Annotated in this window: 18 protein-coding genes and 1 tRNA gene; 7 read left to right on the forward strand and 12 right to left on the reverse strand. The window is 61.8% G+C overall.

Annotated elements, in window-relative coordinates; translation table 11 throughout:
• Positions 1 to 13: 13 nt before the first annotated feature.
• Positions 14 to 1,318: a M20/M25/M40 family metallo-hydrolase gene (locus CQ020_RS10310; RefSeq protein WP_024816709.1), complete on the reverse strand. Its 1,305-nt coding sequence runs from the start codon at positions 1,316 to 1,318 to the stop codon at positions 14 to 16.
• A gap of 268 nt (positions 1,319 to 1,586) precedes the next feature.
• On the opposite strand from CQ020_RS10310, the gene CQ020_RS10315 reads away from it, so the two are divergent.
• Positions 1,587 to 1,672 (forward strand) — tRNA-Leu (locus CQ020_RS10315).
• 162 nt (positions 1,673 to 1,834) lie between these two features.
• Here CQ020_RS10315 and CQ020_RS10320 read toward each other — a convergent pair.
• Genes CQ020_RS10320 through CQ020_RS10330 form a run of 3 tightly spaced genes read right to left on the reverse strand, consistent with a single transcriptional unit; the run spans position 1,835 to position 5,473 of the window.
• On the reverse strand, positions 1,835 to 2,761 hold the full coding sequence (locus CQ020_RS10320; RefSeq protein WP_105691760.1) for a MaoC/PaaZ C-terminal domain-containing protein: 927 nt from the start codon (positions 2,759 to 2,761) through the stop codon (positions 1,835 to 1,837).
• Positions 2,758 to 4,110, reverse strand: a complete 1,353-nt coding sequence (locus CQ020_RS10325; RefSeq protein WP_105691761.1) for a 3-oxoacyl-ACP reductase — start codon at positions 4,108 to 4,110, stop codon at positions 2,758 to 2,760. The genes CQ020_RS10320 and CQ020_RS10325 overlap by 4 nt, the downstream gene beginning before the upstream one ends.
• Positions 4,111 to 4,120: 10 nt before the next feature.
• Positions 4,121 to 5,473, reverse strand: a complete 1,353-nt coding sequence (locus CQ020_RS10330) for an acetyl-CoA C-acetyltransferase (RefSeq protein WP_105691762.1) — start codon at positions 5,471 to 5,473, stop codon at positions 4,121 to 4,123.
• Here CQ020_RS10330 and CQ020_RS10335 point away from each other — a divergent pair.
• Both CQ020_RS10335 and CQ020_RS10340 read left to right on the forward strand, forming a co-directional pair.
• Positions 5,472 to 6,236, forward strand: a complete 765-nt coding sequence (locus CQ020_RS10335; protein WP_105691763.1) for a TetR/AcrR family transcriptional regulator — start codon at positions 5,472 to 5,474, stop codon at positions 6,234 to 6,236. The genes CQ020_RS10330 and CQ020_RS10335 overlap by 2 nt on opposite strands.
• Positions 6,237 to 6,282: 46 nt before the next feature.
• Positions 6,283 to 8,382: an acyl-CoA dehydrogenase gene (locus CQ020_RS10340; protein WP_105691764.1), complete on the forward strand. Its 2,100-nt coding sequence runs from the start codon at positions 6,283 to 6,285 to the stop codon at positions 8,380 to 8,382.
• A 120-nt stretch (positions 8,383 to 8,502) separates the two neighbouring features.
• On the opposite strand, the gene glgA is transcribed toward CQ020_RS10340, so the two are convergent.
• Complete coding sequence (glgA, locus tag CQ020_RS10345; protein ID WP_105691765.1) at positions 8,503 to 9,699, reverse strand: glycogen synthase; 1,197 nt, start codon at positions 9,697 to 9,699, stop codon at positions 8,503 to 8,505.
• Between the two features lie 93 nt (positions 9,700 to 9,792).
• Here glgA and glgC point away from each other — a divergent pair, with 93 nt between their 5' ends.
• Entirely contained in the window at positions 9,793 to 11,205 is a 1,413-nt protein-coding gene (gene glgC, locus CQ020_RS10350) for a glucose-1-phosphate adenylyltransferase (RefSeq protein WP_181151837.1), read from the forward strand.
• A gap of 73 nt (positions 11,206 to 11,278) precedes the next feature.
• Positions 11,279 to 12,730, forward strand: a complete 1,452-nt coding sequence (locus CQ020_RS10355) for an SDR family NAD(P)-dependent oxidoreductase (protein WP_105691766.1) — start codon at positions 11,279 to 11,281, stop codon at positions 12,728 to 12,730.
• An 85-nt stretch (positions 12,731 to 12,815) separates the two neighbouring features.
• Here the strand turns inward: CQ020_RS10355 and CQ020_RS10360 are convergent, their stop codons facing one another.
• The 3 genes from CQ020_RS10360 to CQ020_RS10370 are packed head-to-tail and all read right to left on the reverse strand — an operon-like array spanning position 12,816 to position 16,202.
• Positions 12,816 to 13,667: a transglutaminase family protein gene (locus CQ020_RS10360; RefSeq protein ID WP_105691767.1), complete on the reverse strand. Its 852-nt coding sequence runs from the start codon at positions 13,665 to 13,667 to the stop codon at positions 12,816 to 12,818.
• Positions 13,664 to 14,590, reverse strand: a complete 927-nt coding sequence (locus CQ020_RS10365) for an alpha-E domain-containing protein (RefSeq protein ID WP_024816699.1) — start codon at positions 14,588 to 14,590, stop codon at positions 13,664 to 13,666. Before CQ020_RS10365 ends, CQ020_RS10360 begins: the two co-directional genes overlap by 4 nt.
• Positions 14,591 to 14,645: 55 nt before the next feature.
• On the reverse strand, positions 14,646 to 16,202 hold the full coding sequence (locus CQ020_RS10370; RefSeq protein ID WP_105691768.1) for a circularly permuted type 2 ATP-grasp protein: 1,557 nt from the start codon (positions 16,200 to 16,202) through the stop codon (positions 14,646 to 14,648).
• 110 nt (positions 16,203 to 16,312) lie between these two features.
• On the opposite strand from CQ020_RS10370, the gene CQ020_RS10375 reads away from it, so the two are divergent.
• Both CQ020_RS10375 and pepN read left to right on the forward strand, forming a co-directional pair.
• The gene (locus CQ020_RS10375) at positions 16,313 to 17,362 is read left to right on the forward strand and encodes a YeiH family protein (protein ID WP_105691769.1); all 1,050 of its coding nucleotides are present in this window, start codon (positions 16,313 to 16,315) and stop codon (positions 17,360 to 17,362) included.
• A gap of 4 nt (positions 17,363 to 17,366) precedes the next feature.
• Positions 17,367 to 19,970 (forward strand): aminopeptidase N, encoded by a 2,604-nt coding sequence (gene pepN / locus CQ020_RS10380; RefSeq protein WP_105691770.1) that lies wholly within the window; start codon positions 17,367 to 17,369, stop codon positions 19,968 to 19,970.
• 27 nt (positions 19,971 to 19,997) lie between these two features.
• On the opposite strand, the gene CQ020_RS10385 is transcribed toward pepN, so the two are convergent.
• The 4 genes from CQ020_RS10385 to CQ020_RS10400 all read right to left on the reverse strand — a co-directional run bounded on the left by CQ020_RS10385 (position 19,998) and on the right by CQ020_RS10400 (position 23,184).
• Positions 19,998 to 21,098 carry a biotin/lipoate A/B protein ligase family protein gene (locus tag CQ020_RS10385; protein ID WP_181151838.1) on the reverse strand — a complete coding sequence of 367 codons (1,101 nt, stop codon included), beginning with the start codon at positions 21,096 to 21,098 and terminating at the stop codon, positions 19,998 to 20,000.
• An 85-nt stretch (positions 21,099 to 21,183) separates the two neighbouring features.
• Positions 21,184 to 21,441: a type B 50S ribosomal protein L31 gene (locus tag CQ020_RS10390; RefSeq protein ID WP_017200906.1), complete on the reverse strand. Its 258-nt coding sequence runs from the start codon at positions 21,439 to 21,441 to the stop codon at positions 21,184 to 21,186.
• A gap of 141 nt (positions 21,442 to 21,582) precedes the next feature.
• Positions 21,583 to 22,392, reverse strand: coding sequence for an RNA methyltransferase (locus CQ020_RS10395; RefSeq protein WP_105691772.1), 810 nt, complete (start codon positions 22,390 to 22,392; stop codon positions 21,583 to 21,585).
• A gap of 6 nt (positions 22,393 to 22,398) precedes the next feature.
• Positions 22,399 to 23,184: a sulfite exporter TauE/SafE family protein gene (locus CQ020_RS10400; protein ID WP_105691773.1), complete on the reverse strand. Its 786-nt coding sequence runs from the start codon at positions 23,182 to 23,184 to the stop codon at positions 22,399 to 22,401.
• Positions 23,185 to 23,203: the final 19 nt, after the last annotated feature.

Below are 23,203 nucleotides of genomic sequence, written 5' to 3' on the forward strand. Positions count from 1 at the left end.
CGGGGAGCTCCTCTTAGTAGTTGCTGAGCAGGGTGTTCAGGACCCGGGCGCCGAACTGAAGGGACTCGGCCGGCACACGCTCGTCAACGCCGTGGAACATTCCTGTGAAGTCGAGCTCATCGGGCAGCATCAGGGGGGCGAAACCGTAGCCGGTGATCCCGATCTTGCTCAACGACTTATTGTCGGTACCGCCCGAGAGCGTGTAGGGAAGGACTTTCGCGCCCGGATCCTCGGAGTGGAGTGCATCGATCATGGAATCCACGAGGTTTCCCGCAAAAGGCACCTCCAAGGACACATCCTTGTTGACGTAGCTGATCTCAATGCCGTCGCCGGCGAGTTCCTTGATGGTCTCGAACACCAGTTCCTGCTGGCCAGGAAGCGTGCGGCAGTCAACGAACGCCTCCGCTGACTCCGGGATGACGTTGTGCTTGTAGCCCGAGCGCAGGAACGTGGGGTTGGAGGTGTTCTGCAGTGTGGCACCGACGAACCGGGCTACAGTGCCAAGCTCTTTCAGAAGGATGTCCGGGTTGTCGGCGTCAAACTCGACGCCGGTCAGTTCAGTGACGCCGTCCAGGAACTGTCGGGTGGTGGGCGTCAGTTCCACAGGCCATTTGTGTTCCCCGATCCGGGTAACGGCTGCTGCCAACCGGGTAACGGCGTTGTCAGTATTGATCTGTGAGCCGTGGCCAGCCCGCCCATGCGCAACCAAACGCAACCATGACAATCCCTTCTCGGCGGTCTGCAGCAGGTAGGTCCGCTGACCACCGATAGTGGCTGAGAAGCCACCCACTTCCGAGATCGCTTCGGTAGCGCCGTCGAAAAGTTCACGTCGGTGTTCGACAGCGTACCGCGCACCATAGGTGCCGCCGGCCTCTTCGTCGGCGAAGAAAGCAAAAATGATGTCGCGCTTGGGCTTGCGCCCCGTCCTGGCGAAGTTGCGCATGACTGAAAGGATCATGGCGTCCATGTCCTTCATGTCCACGGCGCCGCGACCCCAGACCAGGCCGTCTTTCAGTTCGCCGCTGAAGGGATCCACGCTCCATTGGTCCTTCAGGGCAGGAACAACGTCCAAGTGCCCGTGAACCACTAACGCGTCGGCTGACGGATCCTCACCGGCCATGCGGGTCACCACGTTCGCGCGGCCCGGGGCAGACTCGAAAATCTCGGCTTCGAGTCCCACTTCGGTGATCAGCCCGGCTGTGTACTCTGCGGCTGCCCTTTCCCCCGGGCCGGTGTCGTCGCCAAAGTTGGAGGAGTCGATCCGGATGAGCTCCTGGCAGATCCGGACAACTTCGTCTTCAGGGCGGATGACAGACATGGAAACTCTCCTCGCGTGGCTGGGCTGCAGGTCCGGGGACGAAGGCTGCGGTCTTCGCGGTCTCTGACGTCCCCTTTTCCATCAGCCTACCTATCAGTGGTCGCCGACGTCCCGAAGATGCACCCATGCAAGGGACCGGGGACGGACCGTGTACGCCCGGACCAGTGCCGATTTTTCAGCGACCTGAAACCGTGTTAGAGTTTTTCTCGCTGCTTCGGAGGAAAGTGAAGCACCGCAAGGTGCAAAACCAACCATCTGAACACCACCTGCGCGGGTGGCGGAATGGCAGACGCGCTAGCTTGAGGTGCTAGTCCTCGAAAGGGGGTGGGGGTTCAAGTCCCCCTCCGCGCACCATCGCAAGGCCTGGAATCCATGGATTTCGGGCCTTGTTTTGTTTGTAGGCATCGAAGCCCCACCATCGTGATGCGAGCTTCATCACAACTGTTTCTTCAGTTGTCGTTAACAAGGAATGGCGGCGATCACCTGTTGGTGGACGCCGCCATTCCTTTCCTTGACTCAGGTCAAGGCAGCAACACTTCCGGTGAAGTGCCGCCTGCCGCTGCGGGGATTCCACGCGACGTAGTCCGAACGTTCCCAGTTTCCCGAGTCCGCCTGCACCGTGGTGATGTCCAGGGCAACACGTGCTGGAAGGAAGACCGGCGCTTCGAACGTAACGTTCCAGGCAAACGATTCCGCTTTGACGGCTCCGACGTCAGCCAGTGCACGGGAGGCCAGGTACATGCCATGGGCGATGGAGCCCCGCAAGCCCAGAGCCTTTGCCGAGAGGACACTCAAGTGAATCGGATTGAAGTCGCCGGACACCGCGGCATAGTTCCGGCCTGCGTCCAGATTCACTTGCCACAACGCGGTGGGATCCGGCGGGACAAATTCACTTGCGCCGGTGGCGCCATTGGGACTGCCGGGCTTGTCGATGCCGGGCAGGAAGACGCCTTTCGCCAAATAAGTGGAGACCCCGCGCCACAGCACGTCATTGCTCGAATGGGCCCGGACCTCGGACACTATGTCCAGTTGCGTACCGGCTCTGTGCCCGGCAAGGTTCTCCGCCCAGGATCGGACATCCAGTTCTTGCGCGAACTGAATGGGCACCAACTGTTCAATGCGGTTTTTCAGATGGATCATGCCAAGAAGCGGCAGCGGAAAGTCTTCGCGGTTCATGACGCTCATGGATACGGGAAACGCCAAGGAATGCACATAGCCGGCGGGGAGAGTATCGCTGGCTGTCTCCCCTACCAGGTGTTGGTAGGCGGTGAGATTTTCGACGTCTGCCCGCACTCCCCTGACTTCGTGGCTGACAGCAGGAAGCCGCGTCTTGCCGCTGGATCCTCCCAGGAGCCGACGGCGGGCTGCCGAGGCCGCTGCATTGACATACAGCTTGGAGAGAGATGGCATCTCGCCAAGGACAACGGGTTGGGAATGGTTCATGCCCCCACCAATTGTTGCCCGCACACGCGCAGTACCTCTCCGGAGATCCCGCCGGCGGAGTCACTTGAAAGGAAGGCAATGGCTTCGGCCACATCCTGGGGCTGGCCGCCCTGCTTGAGGGAGTTGAGCCTGCGGGCCGCCTCGCGGATGGCAAAGGGCATCTTGGCAGTCATCTCAGTTTCGATGAAACCCGGCGCTACCGCGTTGATGGTCCCGCCAAAAGGTTCCATCAGTGCTGCCGTCGACCTCACCATGCCTATGACGCCGCCCTTGGAGGCGCCGTAATTGGTCTGACCCCTGTTTCCAGCGATGCCGCTGGTAGAAGCAACTGAAACGATGCGGGGCGATTCCTTGAAGTGCTCCGATGCCAGAAGCGCTTCGTTGATTTTCAGTTGAGCTGTGATGTTGACGGCGATGACTGACTGCCAGCGGCTCTCGTCCATGTTGGCCAAGAGCCTGTCGCGGGTGATTCCTGCATTGTGGACCACGATGTCCAGCCGGCCATAGCGTTCCACTGCGTGTTCTATGATGCGGTGCCCGGCGTCATCCCGGCTGATATCGAGCTGCAAGGCTGTCCCGCGAACCTCGTTGGCTACGGCCGCCAGGTGATCCCCAGCGGCCGGGATGTCCACGGCCACAATCCTTGCTCCGTCGCGGTGCAGGGTGCGGGCGATCGCTGCACCGATTCCCCGGGCCGCCCCGGTAACAACTGCCACTTTGCCGGCGAGGGGCTTGTCGGCGTCGTTCGGCAAGCTGCCTGACGCTGAGCCGATGGTGAGGAATTGTCCGTCCACGTAGGCGGACCGGCCCGAGAGGAAGAACCTCAGTGCACCCAGCGCTGATGGACTGGTTGTTGCCAGATGCTCATCCTCGTGCTCGTCCAGGAGAATGCCGTTGGCAGTGGAGCCCGCACGCAATTCCTTGGCAAGGGAGCGCAACAGCCCGTCAATGCCCTGCCGCGCGGCAGCCGTAGCCGGGGTCCTGGCCGACTGTGATGTCCGGGAAATGGTGATGACGCGGGCATTGGGCGAAAGGTCCCGCAAGGAGGCGCCGGCGGTAAGGACGGGTTTGCCCAGATCAGCTGGATGCTGGACGGCATCAAGGACCAGAATGATGGCCCCCAGCTTTTCCTTGGGCAGCGCGTTGCGTCGGACGTCCAAACCCCATCCGAGCATGGTGGTGGCGAGGTCGTCTGCCCCCGCGCTGTCGCCGCTGACCAGAACCGGGCCGGTAACGAGCGGTGCGCCGGGCTGGTGACGTCGAAGCACCACTGGCTGAGGCAAGCCGAGCTTCTTGGCGACGTCCTTCCCTAATCCTTGGCTTACGAGCTGTGTGTACTTATCAGTCATCGCGTTCCCCCTAAGCTGCTTCCAGAATCGCGACGACACCCTGGCCGCCGGCGGCGCACACTGAAATCAGGCCCCGGGCAGGACGGCCGTCAACGGTCCCCTTCTCATGCAGCATTTTCGCAAGAGAGGCTACGATCCTGCCACCTGTTGCGGCAAACGGATGGCCAGCGGCCAGCGAGGATCCATTGACATTGAGTTTGGCGCGGTCCACCTTTCCCAGCGCGCCACCAAGGCCTAAACGCGTCCTGCCGAACTCTTCGTCTTCCCACGCCGCCAAAGTGCTGAGCACCGTTCCGGCGAAGGCCTCGTGGATTTCGAAGAAGTCGATGTCCTCGAAAGTGAGTCCGTGGCGGGCCAAAAGGCGGGGAACCGCGAAGACTGGTGCCATGAGGAGACCGTCCTTGCCATGCACGAAATCAACGGCGGCCGCTTCGCCGTCCAAGACGGTGGCCAGCTTGGGCAGGCCGTGGGCGTCCGCCCATTCTTCCGTTGCCAGGAGGACCGTTGATGCGCCGTCGGTCAGGGGTGTGGAGTTGCCTGCGGTCATGGTTGCCTCAGAACCGAGGGTCTTTCCGAAGACTGGCTTGAGAGTGGAAAGCTTCTCCAGTGTGGTGTCCGCGCGCAGATTTGAATCTTTGTTCAGGCCGCGATACGGCGTGATGAGGTCATCAAAGAAGCCCCGCTCGTACGCCGACGCCAGGTTGCGGTGGCTGTTGTAGGCAAGCTCGTCCTGGGCTTCCCTGGAGATTTTCCACTGGGCGGTTGTCAGGGCCTGGTGCTCACCCATGGACAGCCCAGTGCGGGGCTCCCCTGTGTTCGGTGCATCGGGAGCGAGGTCCTTGGGCCGGATCCGGCTGATGATCTTCAGTTTCTGCACTGTGGTCTTTGCCCGGTTCAGGTCCAACAGGATGTCGCGGAGCCCCTCGCTGACGGCGATCGGGGCATCGGATGCCGAGTCCACTCCACCGGCGATTCCTGAATCAATCTGGCCCAACTTGATCTTGTTGGACAACCCGATGACCGTTTCCAGGCCGGTTGCACAAGCTTGCTGGAGGTCATAAGCCGGGGTTTCAGGTGACAATGCCGAGCCGAGCACGGCCTCGCGGGTGAGGTTGAAGTCCCTCGAGTGCTTGAGCACCGCCCCTGCTGCGACCTCGCCGATGCGTTCGTCCTGCAGCCCGAACCTGGCGATCAAGCCATCCAGTGCCGCGGTGAGCATGTCCTGATTGGAGGACTTCACGTAGGCTCCGCCTGTCCGGGCGAACGGAATGCGGTTGCCGCCCACGATGACCGCGGAGCGCGTTGTTCGAGGGTGGGTAGCCGATTCCAAGGGCCCGTCCGTGGTCATGTCTTCTGCAGCCATGCTTGTCTCCTTCGATCAATGCCAGTTACTGATACCCAGCGTACCTGATACGCTGGGTATCGTGAACAGTCGCCACGAAGTATTCACCAACGCCGCCGATGCCCCGCAGGACACCGCCACGGCGGCCGTCGACGGACGGGCCGCCCGCTGGCAGTCCCACCGTGAGGAACGGCGTCGCGAACTCATCAAGGCAGCGCGCAAAGCCGTCCACCGGCTCGGCAGTGACGCCTCAATGGAGGACATCGCCGGCGTAGCTGCAACCTCCAAATCCGTCTTCTACCGCTATTTCGGTGACAAGGCCGGTCTTCAGCAGGCCATGGGCGAGGTTGTCTTGGGCCAAATGCAGCGGCGCATGCTTGAGGCCACCCAGCTGGCACAGACCCCGCGCGAGGGTTTGTTGGCCATGGTGTCCGCTTACCTCCAGATGGCAGAATCCAGCCCCAACGTGTATGCGTTCATCACCCGGCTCAGTCCCGGGGAGGCATCAGCACAGGACGCCATTGCGGCATCCGGAGCGCTGGGCAACTTTTTCGAACAGATCACGGACATGATCGCGACGCCCATGCGGGCACACCTTGGGGGCGAGAAGGAAGCGGTGATCGTTTATTGGCCTACCGCCGCCATCGGACTCGTTCGGAATGCCGGCGAGATGTGGTTGGGCACTCCCGACGGGAGCGGGAAGCCCGATCAGGCAACCATGGCCGGGCAGATCACCGATTGGCTGTGCCTGGGTATAGCCCCGGCGCTCAAGACCACCACCTGACACCAGCAATGACTCATCAGTTATAGGAACCAAAGAAGGAAGCAACATGACTGAAGTAGTGGACCGGGCATCATCGGCCCAGCAACCCTCCGGCCGGGATGACGCCACCGCCGGCGCGGATCCGGTGGTGGACGTTGCCGCCCTCGGCGAACAACTCCTTGGAAAATGGGCCCATATCCGCCATGAAGCCCGCAAGGTGGCGGGCAACCCGGCGGTCCAGAAGATTGAAGGCCTGCACCACACCGAGCACCGCGCCCGGGTGTTCGAGCAGCTGAAGTTCCTCGTGGACAACAACACTGTTCACCGCGCGTTCCCCACCCGCCTGGGAGGTTCGGACGACCACGGCGGCAACATCGCCGGCTTCGAAGAGATCGTCACCGCCGATCCGTCCCTTCAGATCAAGGCCGGCGTGCAGTGGGGCCTGTTCGGCTCGGCAGTGATGCACCTCGGCACAGTGGAACATCAGGACAAGTGGCTCCCAGGGATCATGAACCTGGACATTCCCGGTTGCTTCGCCATGACCGAAACCGGCCACGGCTCCGACGTTGCCAGCATTGCAACCACTGCCACGTACGACGAAGCCAGCCAGGAATTCGTCATCAACACTCCCTTCCGTGCGGCGTGGAAGGACTACATCGGCAATGCTGCCAACGACGGCCTTGCTGCTGTGGTGTTTGCACAACTCATCACCAAAAAGGTCAATCACGGTGTCCACGCTTTCTATGTGGAACTCCGCGATCCTGCCACCAAGGAATTCCTCCCGGGGATCGGCGGCGAAGATGATGGCATCAAGGGTGGACTGAACGGCATAGACAACGGACGGCTGCACTTCACCGAGGTCCGGATCCCCCGCACCAACCTCCTGAACCGCTACGGAGACGTTGCCGTGGACGGCACGTATTCGTCCACCATTGAGAGCCCGGGCCGCCGATTTTTCACGATGCTTGGAACGTTGGTCCAAGGGCGCGTTTCCCTCGACGGCGCCGCAGTGGCTGCTAGCAAGGTGGCACTGAAGACGGCCATTCAGTACGCCACCGAGCGCCGTCAGTTCAACGCTTCCTCCAGCACCGACGAAGAAGTACTTTTGGACTACCAGCGGCACCAGCGCCGCTTGTTCACCCGGCTGGCAACCACCTATGCGGCCAGCTTTGCGCACGAGCAGCTGCTGCAGAAATTCGATGACGTCTTCTCCGGTGCCCACGACACCGATGCCGACCGCCAGGACCTGGAAACGCTGGCCGCCGCGCTCAAGCCACTGAGTACCTGGCATGCCCTGGACACGTTGCAAGAGTGCCGCGAAGCATGTGGCGGTGCCGGCTTCCTGATCGAAAACCGTTTTGCTTCGCTGCGTGCTGACCTGGACGTCTATGTGACCTTTGAGGGCGACAACACCGTCCTGTTGCAGCTGGTTGCCAAGCGGCTGCTTGCCGACTATGCCAAGGAATTCCGGAGCGCTGACTTTGGCGTCCTGGCCCGCTACGTGGTTGATCAGGCGGCCGGTGTGGCTCTGCATCGAACGGGCCTCCGGCAAGTCGCCCAGTTCGTGGCCGATACCGGTTCAGTCCAGAAAGCGGCTCTGGCTTTGCGGGATGAGGAAGGCCAGCGCACCCTCTTGGCTGACCGTGTTCAGTCGATGGTGGCCGAGGTCGGTGCCGCGCTGAAGGGAGCCAACAAGCTTCCCCAGCACCAGGCCGCCGCGCTCTTCAATCAGCACCAACATGAACTCATCGAGGCTGCCCAGGCACATGCGGAACTTTTGCAGTGGGAGGCCTTCACCGAGGCCCTTGGGCAGGTATCGGATGAGGGAACCAAGCGGGTCCTGACCTGGCTTCGAGACTTGTTCGGCCTCTCCCTGATTGAGAAGCACCTGTCCTGGTACCTCATGAACGGCCGCCTGTCGATGCAGCGTGGCCGCACTGTAGGAACGTACATCAACCGCCTGCTGGTGAAGATCCGCCCGCACGCAGTGGACCTCGTTGACGCCTTTGGCTATGGCCCTGAGCACCTCCGTGCCTCCATTGCCACCGGCGCGGAAGCAACTCGGCAGGATGCTGCCCGCGAACACTTCCGAGAGCTGCGGGCCAGCGGTAGTGCCCCGGCGGACGAAAAAACACTGCTTGCCCTTAAGGCCGCCAAGGCCCGCTAGCAGACCTCCGCTGCCATGCGGTGAACAACTGCGGAACCTTTGTAAAGTGCGACGGCGCCGTCCCCACCAAGGGGGCGGCGCCGTCGTGGTTTGGCTGCTGTCAGAACATCAAGCGTGAGTTCAGCGAAGCACTGATCGGTAGACCTCGAGAGTTGTTTCCGTGATGGACTCCCAAGAGAAGTGCTCTTCGGCCCGGCGTCGCCCTGCCTTGCCCATTTCACGGGCACGGGCAGGGTCGGCAACAACCTCGTTGAGGGCAGCAGCGAAATCGCTGACGAACTTTTCCGGATCCAAGGGGGTGCCGGTTCCGTCAGTGACCTGTTCCAATTGCACCAGCAACCCGGTCTCACCGTGTTGAACCACCTCCGGGATGCCTCCGGTGGCGCTGGCCACAACGGCGGCACCGCAAGCCATGGCCTCGAGGTTCACGATGCCCAAGGGCTCGTAAATCGACGGGCAGGCGAACGCCGTAGCGTGGCTGAGGACCTGGATGAGTTCCTTTCGCGGCAGCATCCGCTCGATGAGGATGACGCCCTCACGCTTTGCCTGCAATTCCTCAATGAGGCGTGCAGTTTCGGCGGCGAGCTCGGGAGTGTCCGCTGCTCCAAGGCACAGGACCAACTGGACATCCTCAGGCAAGCTTGACGCTGCGCGCAGCAGGTACGGCACCCCCTTCTGGCGGGTATTGCGGCCCACAAAGACGACGCTGGGCTTGGCGGGATCGATGCCCAGCGCACGGATGGCATCGTCCTCCTCGTCACGTTCCCAGAGGGAGACATCGATGCCGTTGTGGACCACACGGACTTTGTCCGGATCCACGTTGGGGTAGCTGCGGAGGATGTCCTGGCGCATGCCATCTGAGACGGCAATGATCGCCGCGGCCGCCTCATACGCCGTCTTCTCAACCCAGGAGGACAACGCATAGCCACCGCCCAGCTGTTCAGCCTTCCACGGGCGCAGGGGCTCCAGGCTGTGGGCGCTGAGGACGTGCGGGATACCGTGCAGCAGCGAAGCGAGGTGGCCGGCCATGTTGGCGTACCAGGTGTGCGAGTGGACAACGTCCGCTCCCGCAATGTCCGGAACAATCCTCAAGTCCACGCCGAGGGTCTGGATGGCGGCGTTGGCATCGCCGAGGTCTTCGGGCGTGGCGTAGGACGCCACCGTAGCCCCGTGATAGTCGGCATCACGGGGCGCTCCAAACGCCCGGACGTGAAGGTCGACGTGCTTTGCCAGCACCCGGCTGAGCTCGGCAACGTGGACACCGGCACCGCCATAAATTTCCGGAGGGAATTCTTTAGTCACAATGTCTATTCGCACGCTAACCAACGTAGTCGTTCCGGCGTATGTGTTCTAGTGTGAAAGAGTCCGGAAAATCGGACTTTTGGGGGATACGAAGACGTACGGGGAGCTGTGACCATGGCGTTGAAGAAAGTTCTGGCAATCGTATTGGCAGGCGGAGAAGGCAACCGACTCATGCCGCTGACGGCGGACCGGGCCAAGCCCGCGGTTCCGTTTGCAGGCGGCTACAGGTTGATTGACTTTGCACTATCCAATCTCGTTAATTCGGGATATTTGAAAATCGTTGTGCTGACGCAGTACAAATCGCACAGCCTTGACCGGCACATCTCGGAAACCTGGCGTATGTCAACGCAGCTGGGCCGTTACGTGGCTTCTGTTCCCGCGCAGCAGCGCGTGGGCAAGAGCTGGTTCCTTGGCAGTGCCAATGCAATTTATCAATCGTTGAACCTCATCCATGATGACGCCCCGGACATCGTGGTAGTGGTCGGCGCTGACCACGTGTACCGCATGGATTTCTCCCAAATGGTGGAGCAGCACATTGCCAGCGGTGCCAAAGCGACAGTTGCTGCAGTCCGGCAGCCGTTGAACATGGCCAACCAGTTCGGCGTGATCGAGGTTGACCAGAACGATCCCCAGAAGATCGCCGCCTTCGTGGAGAAGCCGGCCAGCACCCCCGGGCTGGCAGCTGACCCCACGCAGTTCCTGGCTTCCATGGGCAACTACGTCTTCAACGCAGACGCCCTGGTTGAGGCTCTGCATGTTGACGCGGAAAGACTCGATACCAAGCACGATATGGGCGGAGACATCATTCCGTATTTCGTGGATCAAGGCGAAGCCGGTGTTTACGACTTCACTCTTAACGACATCCCGGGCGCCACCGATCGCGACCGGACGTACTGGCGAGACGTCGGTACCATCGACTCGTTCTACGACGCACATATGGACCTCATCTCACCTGTGCCGATCTTCAACCTGTACAACTCCGAGTGGCCCATCTATACACGCCAGAGCATCTCCCCGCCCGCGAAGTTTGTCCGTGGTGATAACAACACCGTGGGCACGGCGCTGGATTCCATTGTGGCCAGTGGTGTGGTGGTTTCCGGCGGCATCGTTGAAGGATCCGTGATCTCCAACGATGCCTATGTGGCCGCGGGCAGCCGGGTCCAGGACTCTGTGTTGATGGATAAGGTTCGTGTGGGCGAAGGCGCTGTGATCAAGCGGGCAATCCTGGATAAGAACGTGAAGGTCCCCGCCGGCGCGGCTATCGGGTTGGACCCCGCTCTGGACAAGGCCCGGGGTTATAAGGTCACGGAGTCCGGCATCACCGTTCTGGCAAAGGGCCAGGTTGTCCCCGAGCCCGGTGAGGCAGAGCTCGCGTTGTCCGCACAGCATCGCCGTGCGCTGCCGGAAGCGGTCAGGGCGGCCACCCATGACGATCCCGACATCCGCGACTCAGCGGAAAAGGTGGCGGCCGGCATCCAATCACGCGTGGCGGACGCCGCGGCGCAGGGTGCCTCCCGTTAGCCGGTAGGGCGCACCCCGGCACTATCAGAACCCGAGGCAGGCCACTGGCTCCCAAGGCTGTAAAATCAGGTCAATGAGCTCCACCGATCTGACGCCTGAAGAGATCCAGGCCTGCCTCAAGGTTCTGACCACGATCCACGTCTACGACGAAGAGCACCCGGACTACGTTGCTGTCCGCCGTGCCACCGGAAAGATGTTCAAAGCCGTCAAGCGCCACCGCCGTGTCACTAAACGCGACTCCATCGCCGAGGCTGACCGGGCCGTTATTGCGCTCACTGCCACGGCCGCGCCGGACCGCATTGACGACGAAACCCGCGGCAACAAGCTGGCCCCCTCGGCCACAGGCGAGGTAGCAGGCCACCTTATCCGCTCGCGGCCCTGCTATATCTGCAAGAAGCACTACACGCAGGTTGACGCTTTCTACCACCAGCTGTGCCCTGAATGCGCGGCCTTCAGCCACAGCAAGCGCGATGCCCGCACGGATCTCACCGGTCGCAGGGCCCTGCTGACCGGCGGACGCGCCAAGATAGGCATGTACATCGCCTTGAGGCTGCTCCGGGATGGCGCTCACACCACTATCACCACCCGCTTCCCCAAAGACGCTGCGCGGCGTTTCGCTGCGATGGAAGACAGCGGCGAGTGGCTGCACCGGCTTCGGATCGTTGGCATTGACCTCCGCGACCCGGCACAGGTGATGGCCTTGACAGACTCACTTAACGAGGCCGGTCCACTGGACATCATCATCAACAATGCGGCCCAGACCGTGCGGCGCTCGGGCAACGCTTACAAGCCTTTGGTTGACGCAGAGGACGAGGCCTTGCCTGCGGCCCTCGAAGTTGCCAACGGCGGACCCGAGCTGGTGACTTTCGGGCACGCACATGACAAGCACCCGCTTGCCCTCGCCAGCAGTGTCACCGAACACCCCGTGCTGGCCGGCGATGCGATCACCTCCCTGGCCCTCTCCACAGGATCGGCGTCACTGGAACGGATTGAGTCGGGAACGGCGATCGACGCCGGCGGCCTCGTTCCTGACCTCGCCTCGATCAACAGCTGGACCCAGGTGGTGGACGAGGTGGATCCCCTGGAAATGCTCGAAGTGCAGCTGTGCAACGTCACGGCGCCCTTCCTGCTGGTCAGCCGCCTTCGCGAAGCCATGAAACGGTCCACCGCCAACAGGAAGTACATCGTCAACGTCTCGGCCATGGAGGGACAGTTCTCCCGCGCCTACAAGGGCCCCGGACATCCCCACACCAACATGGCCAAAGCTGCACTGAACATGATGACGCGCACCAGCGCCCAGGAAATGCTGGATTCCGATGGCATCCTCATGACCGCCGTGGATACCGGCTGGATCACCGACGAACGCCCGCACTACACCAAGGTCCGCCTCATGGAAGAAGGATTCCATGCTCCCTTGGACCTGGTGGACGGTGCCGCGCGTGTCTACGACCCCATCGTGATGGGTGAAAAGGGTGAGGACCAGTACGGTGTCTTCCTCAAGGACTACAAGCCGTCGCCCTGGTAGAACCCCTCGAGTTTGAGTACAGATAAGGCCCTTAAGAACTGTTCTTAAGGGCCTTATCTGTACTCAAACTCCTGGAACCCGGTTCCTAGGCGAGGCGGGTAATCTCCACGGAAACCGAAAGCCCCGAACCGCCTCCACCTGACAGGACCCCCTTCAGCGGGGGAACATCGCGGTAGTCACGGCCGCGGGCCACTGTGACGTGGTAGTCCCCTGCGGGCTTGTGGTTGGTGGGGTCCCAGCTGCGCCATTCTCCATCCCACCATTCCAACCAGGCGTGGGATTGGCCGGCGACAGTCTCGCCGATGTCCGCGGAGGAACGGGGGTGGATATACCCGGACACGTACCGTGCTGGAATGCCGCTGCACCGAAGGGCACCGATCGCCAGGTGCGCCAGATCCTGGCAAACGCCCTGACGCTGGGACCATGCTTGTTCGGCATTCGTGGTGACCCCTGTAGTGCCCTTCATATAGGTCATCTCACCGGCCATCCACGCGAATACTGCAAGCGCAGCCTCGTGAGGGTTCTTCCCCTGGACAACACCCGGAACGATCTCCAGGACTTCCTCTCCCGGCCCGCTGAGCCGGGACTGCGGCAGCCAGTCGCTGAATTCGTCCTGGACCTTCTCCGAGGCGATGACGTCCCATCCCACAATGTCGTCCTCAGTTGCCACCCGTTCGGTGCGGTGTACTTCAACCGTGGCTGTAGCGAGGACCTCAAGGCTCTCATGTGGCATTTGCATGTCGAACGCTGTGACCCGAGTCCCCCAATAGTCACGGTAAGTACTGACAGAGGCCTGATGGGGCGAAACTTTGAGCGAGGCTTCCAGGACCACCTGTTGGCCGTCGGTCAGCGGCGTCATCCGGGCTTCGTTATAGGACAGGGTTACACGGCGGTTGTACTTGTAGGCGGTCTTGTGAACAATGCTCAGCCGGGTCATGAAACTTCTCCCACCCAGGCGTGCTCATCAGCCTGATTGAAGTACTTACGGGAAATTGCGTCCGATGCTTGAGTAACTGCCTTCTGCACACGTTCCATATGCTCGGGCAGTTCGGACATGAGATCGTCCGTGCGGTGGAACTCAAGGAACGTGCGTGCCTGGCCCACGATCCGCCGGGCATCATTGATGAATCCGACGCGTTGCGCCGAAGGATCCAACTTGGCGAGGCATTCATCGGCATCACGCAAAGCGTAGACAATCGAACGCGGGAACAAACGGTCCAGGAGCAGGAACTCCGCTGCGTGCTGGTCCCCGAACGCAGCCCTGCGGGTCCGGATGAACGACTCATATGCTCCCGCGCACCGCAGCATGTTGACCCACGACATTCCAGCGGACTGGACATCACGGGTGGACAACATGCGGGCAGTCATGTCGGCGCGTTCCAGGGAGCGGCCCAGCACCATGAACAACCAGCTCTCATCATGGCTGACCGTTGTGTCCGCGAGCCCACGCACCATGGCGGTGCGTTCCAAAACCCAATTGCAGAAGCGATAGGTTCCCACAACATCCTTGCGATGTTGATTGAGGCCGTAGTAGGTGGTGTTGAGGCTTTCCCAAAGGGACTGGGAAACAGTCTCGCGGGCCCGCCGCGCATTCTCACGGGCAGCGCCCAGCGAGCCTGCAATGGAAGACGCGCTGTGCTTGTCGTAGGCAAGCGCATGGAGGAGCTCAGGGAGGCCGAACTCTTCACCTTGGGGCTTGGCGCCCATCACGGCAAGGAGGTCCCGGGCGACGCTTCGCTGTTCCTCAAGGGGCAGGTGGTTCAAGCGCTCAAGGTGTACATCCAAAATCCTGGAGGTACCGTCGGCACGCTCAACGTAGCGTCCGATCCAGAAGAGTGACTCAGCAATGCGGCTCAGCATGGAACTGCCTCCTTCGCGTTGTGCATATCGAAGTTCAAGTATTGGTGGAGTGCTTTCACTGCTGCTGCTCCGTTTGGCGGTCACGCCAGTTGCTTTCCACGGGCCAGACGGATACTTGCTCACGGACCGTGACGGACTGGCGGGGAATGATCTCAGCGGGCAGTTGCGGTGAGTCGGCCAGAACCCAGGTGTCCTTGGAGCCGCCGCCCTGGCTGGAGTTCACAATCAAGGAACCTTCCTTGAGCGCCACCCGGGTGAGGCCACCGGGCAGGACCCAAACGTCGTCGCCGTCGTTGACTGCGAAGGGCCGCAGGTCCACGTGGCGTGGTCCGAATTTGTCTCCGGAGAGTGTGGGCACTGTGGAGAGCTGCAAAACCGGCTGTGCGATCCAGCCCCGGGGATCGGCAATGACGCGCTTGCGCAGGGCGTCCAGCTCTTCCTTGGTGGCGTCCGGTCCAATGACCAATCCCTTACCGCCGGAACCGTCCACGGGTTTGACCACCAGTTCGTCGAGGCGGTCCAGAACATGCTCCCTGGCTTCCTTTTCCTCAAGCCGGAAAGTGTCAACGTTGGCGATGATCGGCTCTTCGTGAAGGTAGTACCGGATCAGGTCAGGCACGTAACTGTACACGAGCTTGTCGTCGGCTACGCCGTTGCCCACAGCGTTGGCAATGGTTACTCCGCCGGCGCGGGCGGCGTTGACCAATCCCGGGCAACCGAGCATGGAATCCGAGCGGAACTGCAGCGGATCCAGGAAGTCGTCATCAATGCGCTTATAGATGACATCCACTCGCTGCTCGCCGGCAGTGGTCCGCATGTAAACACGGTTGCCACGGCATATGAGGTCACGGCCTTCAACGAGCTCCACGCCCATGAGTCCTGCAAGGAGGGTGTGCTCAAAATAAGCGCTGTTGAAGACGCCCGGTGTCAGGACAACCACGGTGGGATCGTCCACGCCTGCGGGAGCAGTCTTGCGCAGTGCGGAGAGTAGACGCCGGGGGTACTCCTCCACGGGCCTGATGTGCTGTTGGCCGAAAGCTTCCGGCAAGCCCTTGGCCATGGCGCGCCGGTTCTCCAGGACGTAGCTGACGCCTGAGGGAACGCGGACGTTGTCCTCAAGCACGCGGAATGTCCCGGCTGCATCCCGAACAACGTCAATGCCCGATACATGGACGCGAACGCCACCCGAGGGCTCAAAGCCGTGCACCGCGCGGTGGAAATGCGCGCTGGTGGTCACCAACTGCCGCGGAATCACGCCGTCGGTGACCACGGCCATTCGTCCGTAAACGTCATTGAGGAAAGCTTCCAGAGCTTTGACGCGCTGGGCCACGCCGCGCTCCAGTACATCCCACTCATCGGCGGGAATAACGCGCGGGACAATGTCCAGGGGAAACGGCCGCTCCTCCCCCGCGTAGTCGAAGGTCACGCCACGGTCCAGGAAGGTGCGTGCCATGGAGTCGGCACGGGCGGTGACATCCGCCAGGGAAAGCTCGCGGAGAGCCCCGGAAACCTGACCGTAGGATCTTCTGGCGACGTGGCTTTGGGTAAACATCTCGTCGTAGGCGCCACTGCGGGCTGCGGCCTCGGAGTAATCCTGGAATAGGTCAGACATGGGATTCAGGTAATCACCTTTTTGAGTCGAGCGCATTACGCGCTGGTTGTGTCGCTGTTTCCGGGTCCTCCCGGTTCGCCTTCCGTGCCCCCATCCGGCAGGGTTGAGGCATGCCCTACAAGAGTTTCGCGCCCCAGCTGTCCCGGCTGGGGCCCGGGTTGGTCCTGAGCATCGCCGCCACGGGTCTTGCCTTCGCCATTCACGGCGTTTTTCCGGCGGTACCGGCCATGACACTCGCTGTGGCCTTGGGTTTGCTCTCAGCCAATATACCGGGCACGGCAGTCTTGACCGCGGGGCGCGCCCGGCCGGGCTTGGACTTCGCCGGAAAGCACCTCATGCGTGCCGGGATCGTGCTGTTGGGACTCAAGATCAGCATCGGGGACGTCCTTGGCCTGGGCTGGCTGTCCCTGCTCCTGATCGCCGGTGTTGTCCTGGTCAGTTTCGCGGGAACCTATGGGCTGGCGCGCTTGCTTCGTCTCCCCGGCGAAGCTGCCATCCTCATCGCCACCGGCTTTTCCATCTGCGGCGCCTCGGCGATTGGCGCGATGGCAGCTGTGCGCCGCATCAAGCATCAAGACACAGTGCTCCCCGTGACGCTCGTAACGCTGTGCGGAACACTTGCCATCGGTGTACTGCCACTGCTCATGCACCCCCTGAATCTCAATCCCGAGCAATTCGGGGCCTGGACGGGCGCCTCGGTGCATGACGTCGGCCAGGTGGTGGCCACGGCGCAAACCGCAGGTACATCGGCGCTGGCGGTCGCCGTCGTCGTCAAATTGACGCGCGTAGTCCTGCTGGCGCCGATTGCCGCTGCCGCCGGGGTGCACCAACGAATCGTCCATATGAGGAAGCGCGCCAACGGTGGGGACGATTCGGCTGACGGCGTCGACGGGCGGTTCCCGCCGGTTGTCCCCCTGTTCGTCGTCGGATTCCTGGCCATGGTGGCACTCCGTTCACTGGGTTGGGTACCGCAGTCTGGCCTGGAAATTGCGGCTGTTGTCCAGGACATTCTCCTGGCAACGGCCCTGTTCGGGCTGGGTTCGGCGGTGCGGGTACGCACCCTGATTCACACGGGAGGCCGCGCTGTCCTGGTGGCATTGGGCTCTTGGCTGCTCATCGCCTCCTTGGGCCTTGGGGCCGCGTGGATCATGATTAGATAGCTGTGTGTCGAATCACAACCTCTCGCGCGATGACGCCGCAATCCGTTCAGCCCTGATCACCACCCACAGCTATGACGTCACCCTCGATGTCCGCGACGCGGCAGATCCCGCCGTCGCCGGGTACCCGAGCACCAGCACGGTCACCTTCTCAGCCGAACCCGGCTCCGCCACCTTCCTGGATTTCATCAGCGGCGGCGTCCAGTCAGTGGTGCTGAACGGCCGGAGACTGGACGTGGAGTCAGTGGTGGACCGCGACAGGATCATCCTGGAAGGCCTCGCCGCCGAGAACACCGTGACGGTGACCGGGACGGCGCTGTACAGCCGCTCCGGCGAGGGCATGCATCGCTTCGTGGACCCCGCGGATGGCCAGTGCTACCTCTACACGCAGTACGAACCTGCGGACAGCCGCCGCGTCTTCGCCAATTTCGAACAGCCGGATCTCAAGGCCGAATTTACTTTCCACGTGATTGCCCCTGCCGGTTGGGAAGTAGCCTCCAACGGAGTTGAGGAGGCACGCACACCGGTACCGGGCCACCCCACCGCCGCTCAGTGGGATTTTGCCGTTACCCAACGAATGTCCACCTATATCACCACCGTGCTGGCCGGTCCCTACTTCAAGGCCACCGATCACTGGGGAGCAAAGCTCGACGACGGCACCCGGCTGGACGTGCCGCTGGCACTTTTCTGCCGGGCTTCCCTGGCTGGCTCCTTCGACGCCGAGGAACTGTTCCGGTTGACCAAAAGCGGGCTGGAATTCTTCAACAACCTCTTCGCCTACCCCTATCCATGGGGCAAATATGATCAAGCGTTTGTGCCCGAATACAACCTCGGTGCCATGGAAAACCCCGGCCTGGTGACGTTCACCGAGAAGTACGTCTACGCCTCGCGGGCCACCGACGCCCAATACCAGGCCCGTGCCAATACCCTCATGCACGAGATGGCCCACATGTGGTTCGGGGACCTGGTGACCATGAACTGGTGGGATGACCTCTGGCTTAAAGAGTCGTTCGCGGACTACATGGGGACTCTAGGCGTGGACCGCGCCACCGACTGGGATACCGCGTGGGTGAATTTCGCCAGCAAGCGCAAAGCCTGGGCCTATCTGCAGGATCAACTGCCCACCACCCACCCGATCGTGGCGGATATACCGGACCTTGAGGCAGCCAAACAAAACTTCGACGGCATCACCTACGCCAAAGGTGCTTCGGTCTTGAAGCAGCTGGTGGCCTATGTCGGTTTTGATGCCTTCATCGCGGGGTCCCGCCAATATTTCCGGGATCACGCCTTCGGAAACACTTCCCTTCAGGATCTTCTCGCTGCCCTCAGCGCCGCCTCGGGAAGGGATCTGGCCGGATGGGCGCGGCAATGGCTGCAGACATCCGGCATCTCCACACTTTCGGCCGAGATGGTGGAAGACGACGGGACACTCGGTGCGGTAACGCTCCGGCAGGATGCCATCGACCCCCTCACCGGTCACCAGGAACTCCGTCCGCATCGTCTGCGGCTGGGCCTGTATGACGCCGACGAAACCGGTGCCTTGGTGAGGACCGAAAGCATCGAGGTGGACGTTTCAGGTCCCAGCACACTGGTGACCGAATTGCAGGGTAAGCGACGGCCGGCGCTGCTCCTGGTCAATGATGATGACCTCAGCTACGTCAAAGCCCGGCTGGACAGCGGGTCTGAACACACGGTGAGGACGTCGCTGAACAGGATTTCGGATCCTATGGCACGTGCTCTCTGCTGGACTGCGCTCTGGGATTCGGCCAGGGATGGCGTCACGCCGGCGGCCCGCTACGTGACCGCCGTCGAACAGTTTGCGCCTTCGGAATCGGGCATAGGTGTCCTGCTCAACGTGCTGGGCAACGCTGCCAGCGCGATCGAGCGCTACGTCCCCGCGGACACGCGCGAGGGTGTGCGGAAGGATTTTCTGGTCGTGGCCGCTGAGCAGTTGATGGCTGCTGTTTCAGGCTCAGACCAGCAACTTGCCTGGGCCAGGACCGTGGCCGAGGTTTCCAGGCATGGTGACAGCCAGCTGCCCCTGGTGCGGGGAATCCTGGAAGGGAGCACCGTGGTGGAAGGCCTTGCCGTGGACGCTGAACTGCGCTGGAGCCTGTGGCAGGCGTTGGCAGCCCATGGGCAGGCGACCCTCGTCGAGCTGGACCGGGAGCTTGACGCTGATACCACGGCATCGGGAAAGGAAGGCCATGCTCTGGCCTCGGCCGCCCGTCCGGAGGCATCAGTCAAGGCAGCGGCCTGGGATTCCACCGTCAACAGCACTGGTCTTTCCAACGAGATCCTCAGCGCCACCATCGCGGGGTTCGTTGCTGCTCCGGGAATCCTCCTGGAGCGTTATATCGAGCCCTACTTTGAGTGCCTTGAACGGGTATGGTCCGAACGCAGCATTGAAATCGCAGGTCGGATTGTCCGTGGCCTCTTTCCCGGAGCCCAGAATCTGGGCGAAGGCATGCGGCCCGCCGAGCACCCGGTACTGTTGCGGACGGACCGTTGGCTTCATGAGCACCCTGACGCTCCCCGCGCTCTGCGCCGGATCGTCATCGAGCAACGGAGCCACCTGCTGAGGGCGCTGACCGCCCAAGCGGCTGGGTGACCGCACAGGCGGCTTTGCGGCAGTGTCCTAGGGAACCCGGTTCAACCATTCCTCTGTGCCGAATTTTTCCTCGACGCGCTTCCTGGCTTCGTCGAGTTCGTTTTCGGTGAGCCGCGATTCAACCGCACCATAGCGCTCGGTGAAGACTTCCGTCATGGCGTCAATGATTGCCGAGCGTGCAAGACCTGTCTGGCGACGCAAGGGATCCACGCGCTTCTTGGCGCTCCGGGTTCCTTTGTCCGAGAGCTTCTCCTTACCGATGCGCAGGACGTCCACCATTTTGTCAGCGTCGATGTCGTAGCTCATGGTGACGTGATGGAGCATTCCGCCGTTGGCGAGGCGTTTCTGTGCCGCGCCACCGATCTTGCCTTGATCCGTGGCAATGTCATTCAGGGGCACGTAGAAGGCTGTAATGCCCAGCTTCTTCAGTGCGGCCATGACCCAGGCATCCAGGAAAGCGTACGAGTCAGCAAAGCTGATGCCGTCCACCAGGGTCTGCGGCAGGTACAGCGAATAGGTGATGCAGTTGCCAGCCTCCATGAACATGGCACCGCCACCACTGATGCGACGCACCACGGAGATGCCGTGCCGCGTGACGCCGTCCGGATCCACCTCGTTCCGAACGGATTGGAAGCTGCCGATCACCACGGAAGGCTCCTCCCAGTCCCAGAACCTCAGCGTGGGGTTTCGCAGCCCCGCGCCCACTTCCTCGGTGAGGACTTCGTCCAGGGCGACATTAACCTGTGTGGGCAGGACTGACGGCGGGATGACTTCCCACTGATGGTCCGCCCAGCTTGTGGCCTTGGACAGTGCCCGGCGCACAGTGACAGCCACGGCTTCCGCGGAGAACCCAAAGAGCACGGCCCCTTCAGGCAGCCCTGCCGCCACCGCCGCGGCAATGTCTGCTGCTGTTGAGGCTTCCGGAAGACCTGTCAACGCCTGGTTGATGTCCTGCAGCGCCTCATCAGGCTCGAGGAAAAAATCCCCGCTCACTGAGACGTTGTCGAAACGTCCGCCCACCACGTCCAGGTCCACTACAACGAGTTTCCCCCCGGGAACCTTATATTCCCCGTGAAGGCGGGTGCCGTCGTCGTGATGGTGTGCTTGCTTTGCGGGGTGGGAAGTCATGGTTCCCATCTTGCCGGAAAACACAAAGGCCCGCATTGCCGGAATCCGGCGATGCGGGCCTTCGATAAGCCTTGGGGTGAAGTGGTTACTTCTTGCCGCCGAAGCCCTTGAAGCGAGCGTTGAAGCGCTCGACGCGGCCAGCGGAGTCCATGATGCGCTGCTTGCCCGTGTAGAACGGGTGGGACTCCGAAGAGATTTCGACGTCGATAACCGGGTAGGTGTTTCCGTCTTCCCACTCGATGGTCTTCGAGGAAGACACGGTGGACTTGGTCAGGAACTGCGTACCGGAGGCCAGGTCGTTGAAGACAACAGCTTCGTACTTCGGGTGGATATCAGACTTCATAATGGGACCTTTTGTTCACGCAACTGGATTTTGCCAGCTGCCAGGTATGAATGGAGGTGGTCCTTGGCTGCAATGTGAACATTCCAGCGGGCGGGCCAACAACCAATCATAGCGGAAACGGCCAAGCCAGACGAACCGGACTCAGTCCTGCGGCCGAAGCTCCCAAAACGCCACTGCCGAGGCGGCCGCCACATTGAGTGAGTCCACACCTGCGCGCATGGGAATCTTCACAGCGAGGTCGACGGCGGCCAGCGTTTCCTCACTCATACCGGCACCTTCCGTTCCCAGCACCAAGGCAAGTTTCGGGTAGTTTCTGGCGGCGAGTTCGTCCAGGTTCAGCGCATCATCTGTCAGCTCCATGGCAGCCACCTTGAAGCCCTGCTCCTGCAGGCTGGCCAAGCCGTCAGGCCAGCTTTCCAGGCGCGCCCACGGTATTTGGAAGACCGTTCCCATGCTGACGCGGACGCTGCGCCTGTACAGCGGGTCGCCGCATCTGGGCGACACGAGCACGGCGTCCACACCCAGTGCCGCAGCTGAGCGGAAGATGGCGCCCACGTTAGTGTGGTCCACGATGTCCTCAAGCACCGCCACGCGTTTCGCGTTGCCAAGAAGCTCCGACAACGGAACGGGGGCTGGCCGGTGCATTGCGGCCATCGCTCCGCGGTGCAGGTGGAAGCCAGTGATCTCTTCCAGCAGTGAAGCTTTGCCAATGAAAACCGGAACGTCAGGATGGGCCTTGAAGACGTCGTCGAGGTCTTCCAGCCACTTCTCCGCCAGGAAGAAGGAACGGGGCTGATGGCCTGCTGCCAGTGCCCTGCGGAGGACCTTGGAGGATTCGGCGATGTACATGCCTTCCCGTGGCTCGCGCAACTTCCGGAGGTGTACATCCGTGAGGGTGGTGTAGTCCGTCACCCGGGGGTCGTTGGCTGACTCGAGATAGTGGAAGGTCACGGTTGATTATTTCAGCAGGTTGGCGATCATGAAGCCGAGGGCCACGATGCCGAGGGTGAAGATGACTGCCCTGAGAACCTTGGGCGACAACTTGCGGCCCACTTTGGAACCCACCAGCCCGCCGATGGTGGAGCTTACGGCGATGAGCAGGACAACGAGCCAGTTGATGCGATCAAAGGCGAAGATGAGGTAAGAGATGGCAGCCACCATGTTCACGCCCAGCACCAGGAAGTTCTTCATGGCGTTGGCATTTTGCATGGTCCCTGAGAGGAACACACCGAGAATCCCCACCAGCAGGATCCCCTGCGCAGCAACGAAGTAGCCGCCGTAGACGCCGGCCAAGTACACAAGAACCACAAGGAGGACGCCATGGCTGCGGTCCCGGATGGCATGCTCAGGGTTCTGTTCCCGGCTGCGAACCCAGGCCTGCAGCTTGGGCTGGAACAGCACCATCAGGAGGGCCAGCACCAAGAGGACGGGGGCCACGTAATGGAAGACCTTCTCCGGTAAATGCAGCAAGAGCCATGCGCCCGTTATGCCGCCCAGCAGGGAGGCCGGAAGCAGCTTCATCAGCTGCCTGCCCCTGCCTGCCAACTCACGCCGATAGCCCCATGCCCCTGCGGCCGTCCCAGCCACCAGGCCCATGGCGTTGCTCATGGACGCGACAACGGGTGTCACACCCAGTGCTATCAATACGGGGAATGTAACAAGGGTGCCGGAGCCTACTACGGCATTGATGGTGCCGGCCCACAAGCCCGCGAAAAAGACCAGGATGCTGCTAAGAATCTCCACAGTAAGTTACCTAAATCGC

The organism is Arthrobacter sp. MYb23 (assembly GCF_002979775.1).
GTDB lineage: Bacteria > Actinomycetota > Actinomycetes > Actinomycetales > Micrococcaceae > Arthrobacter.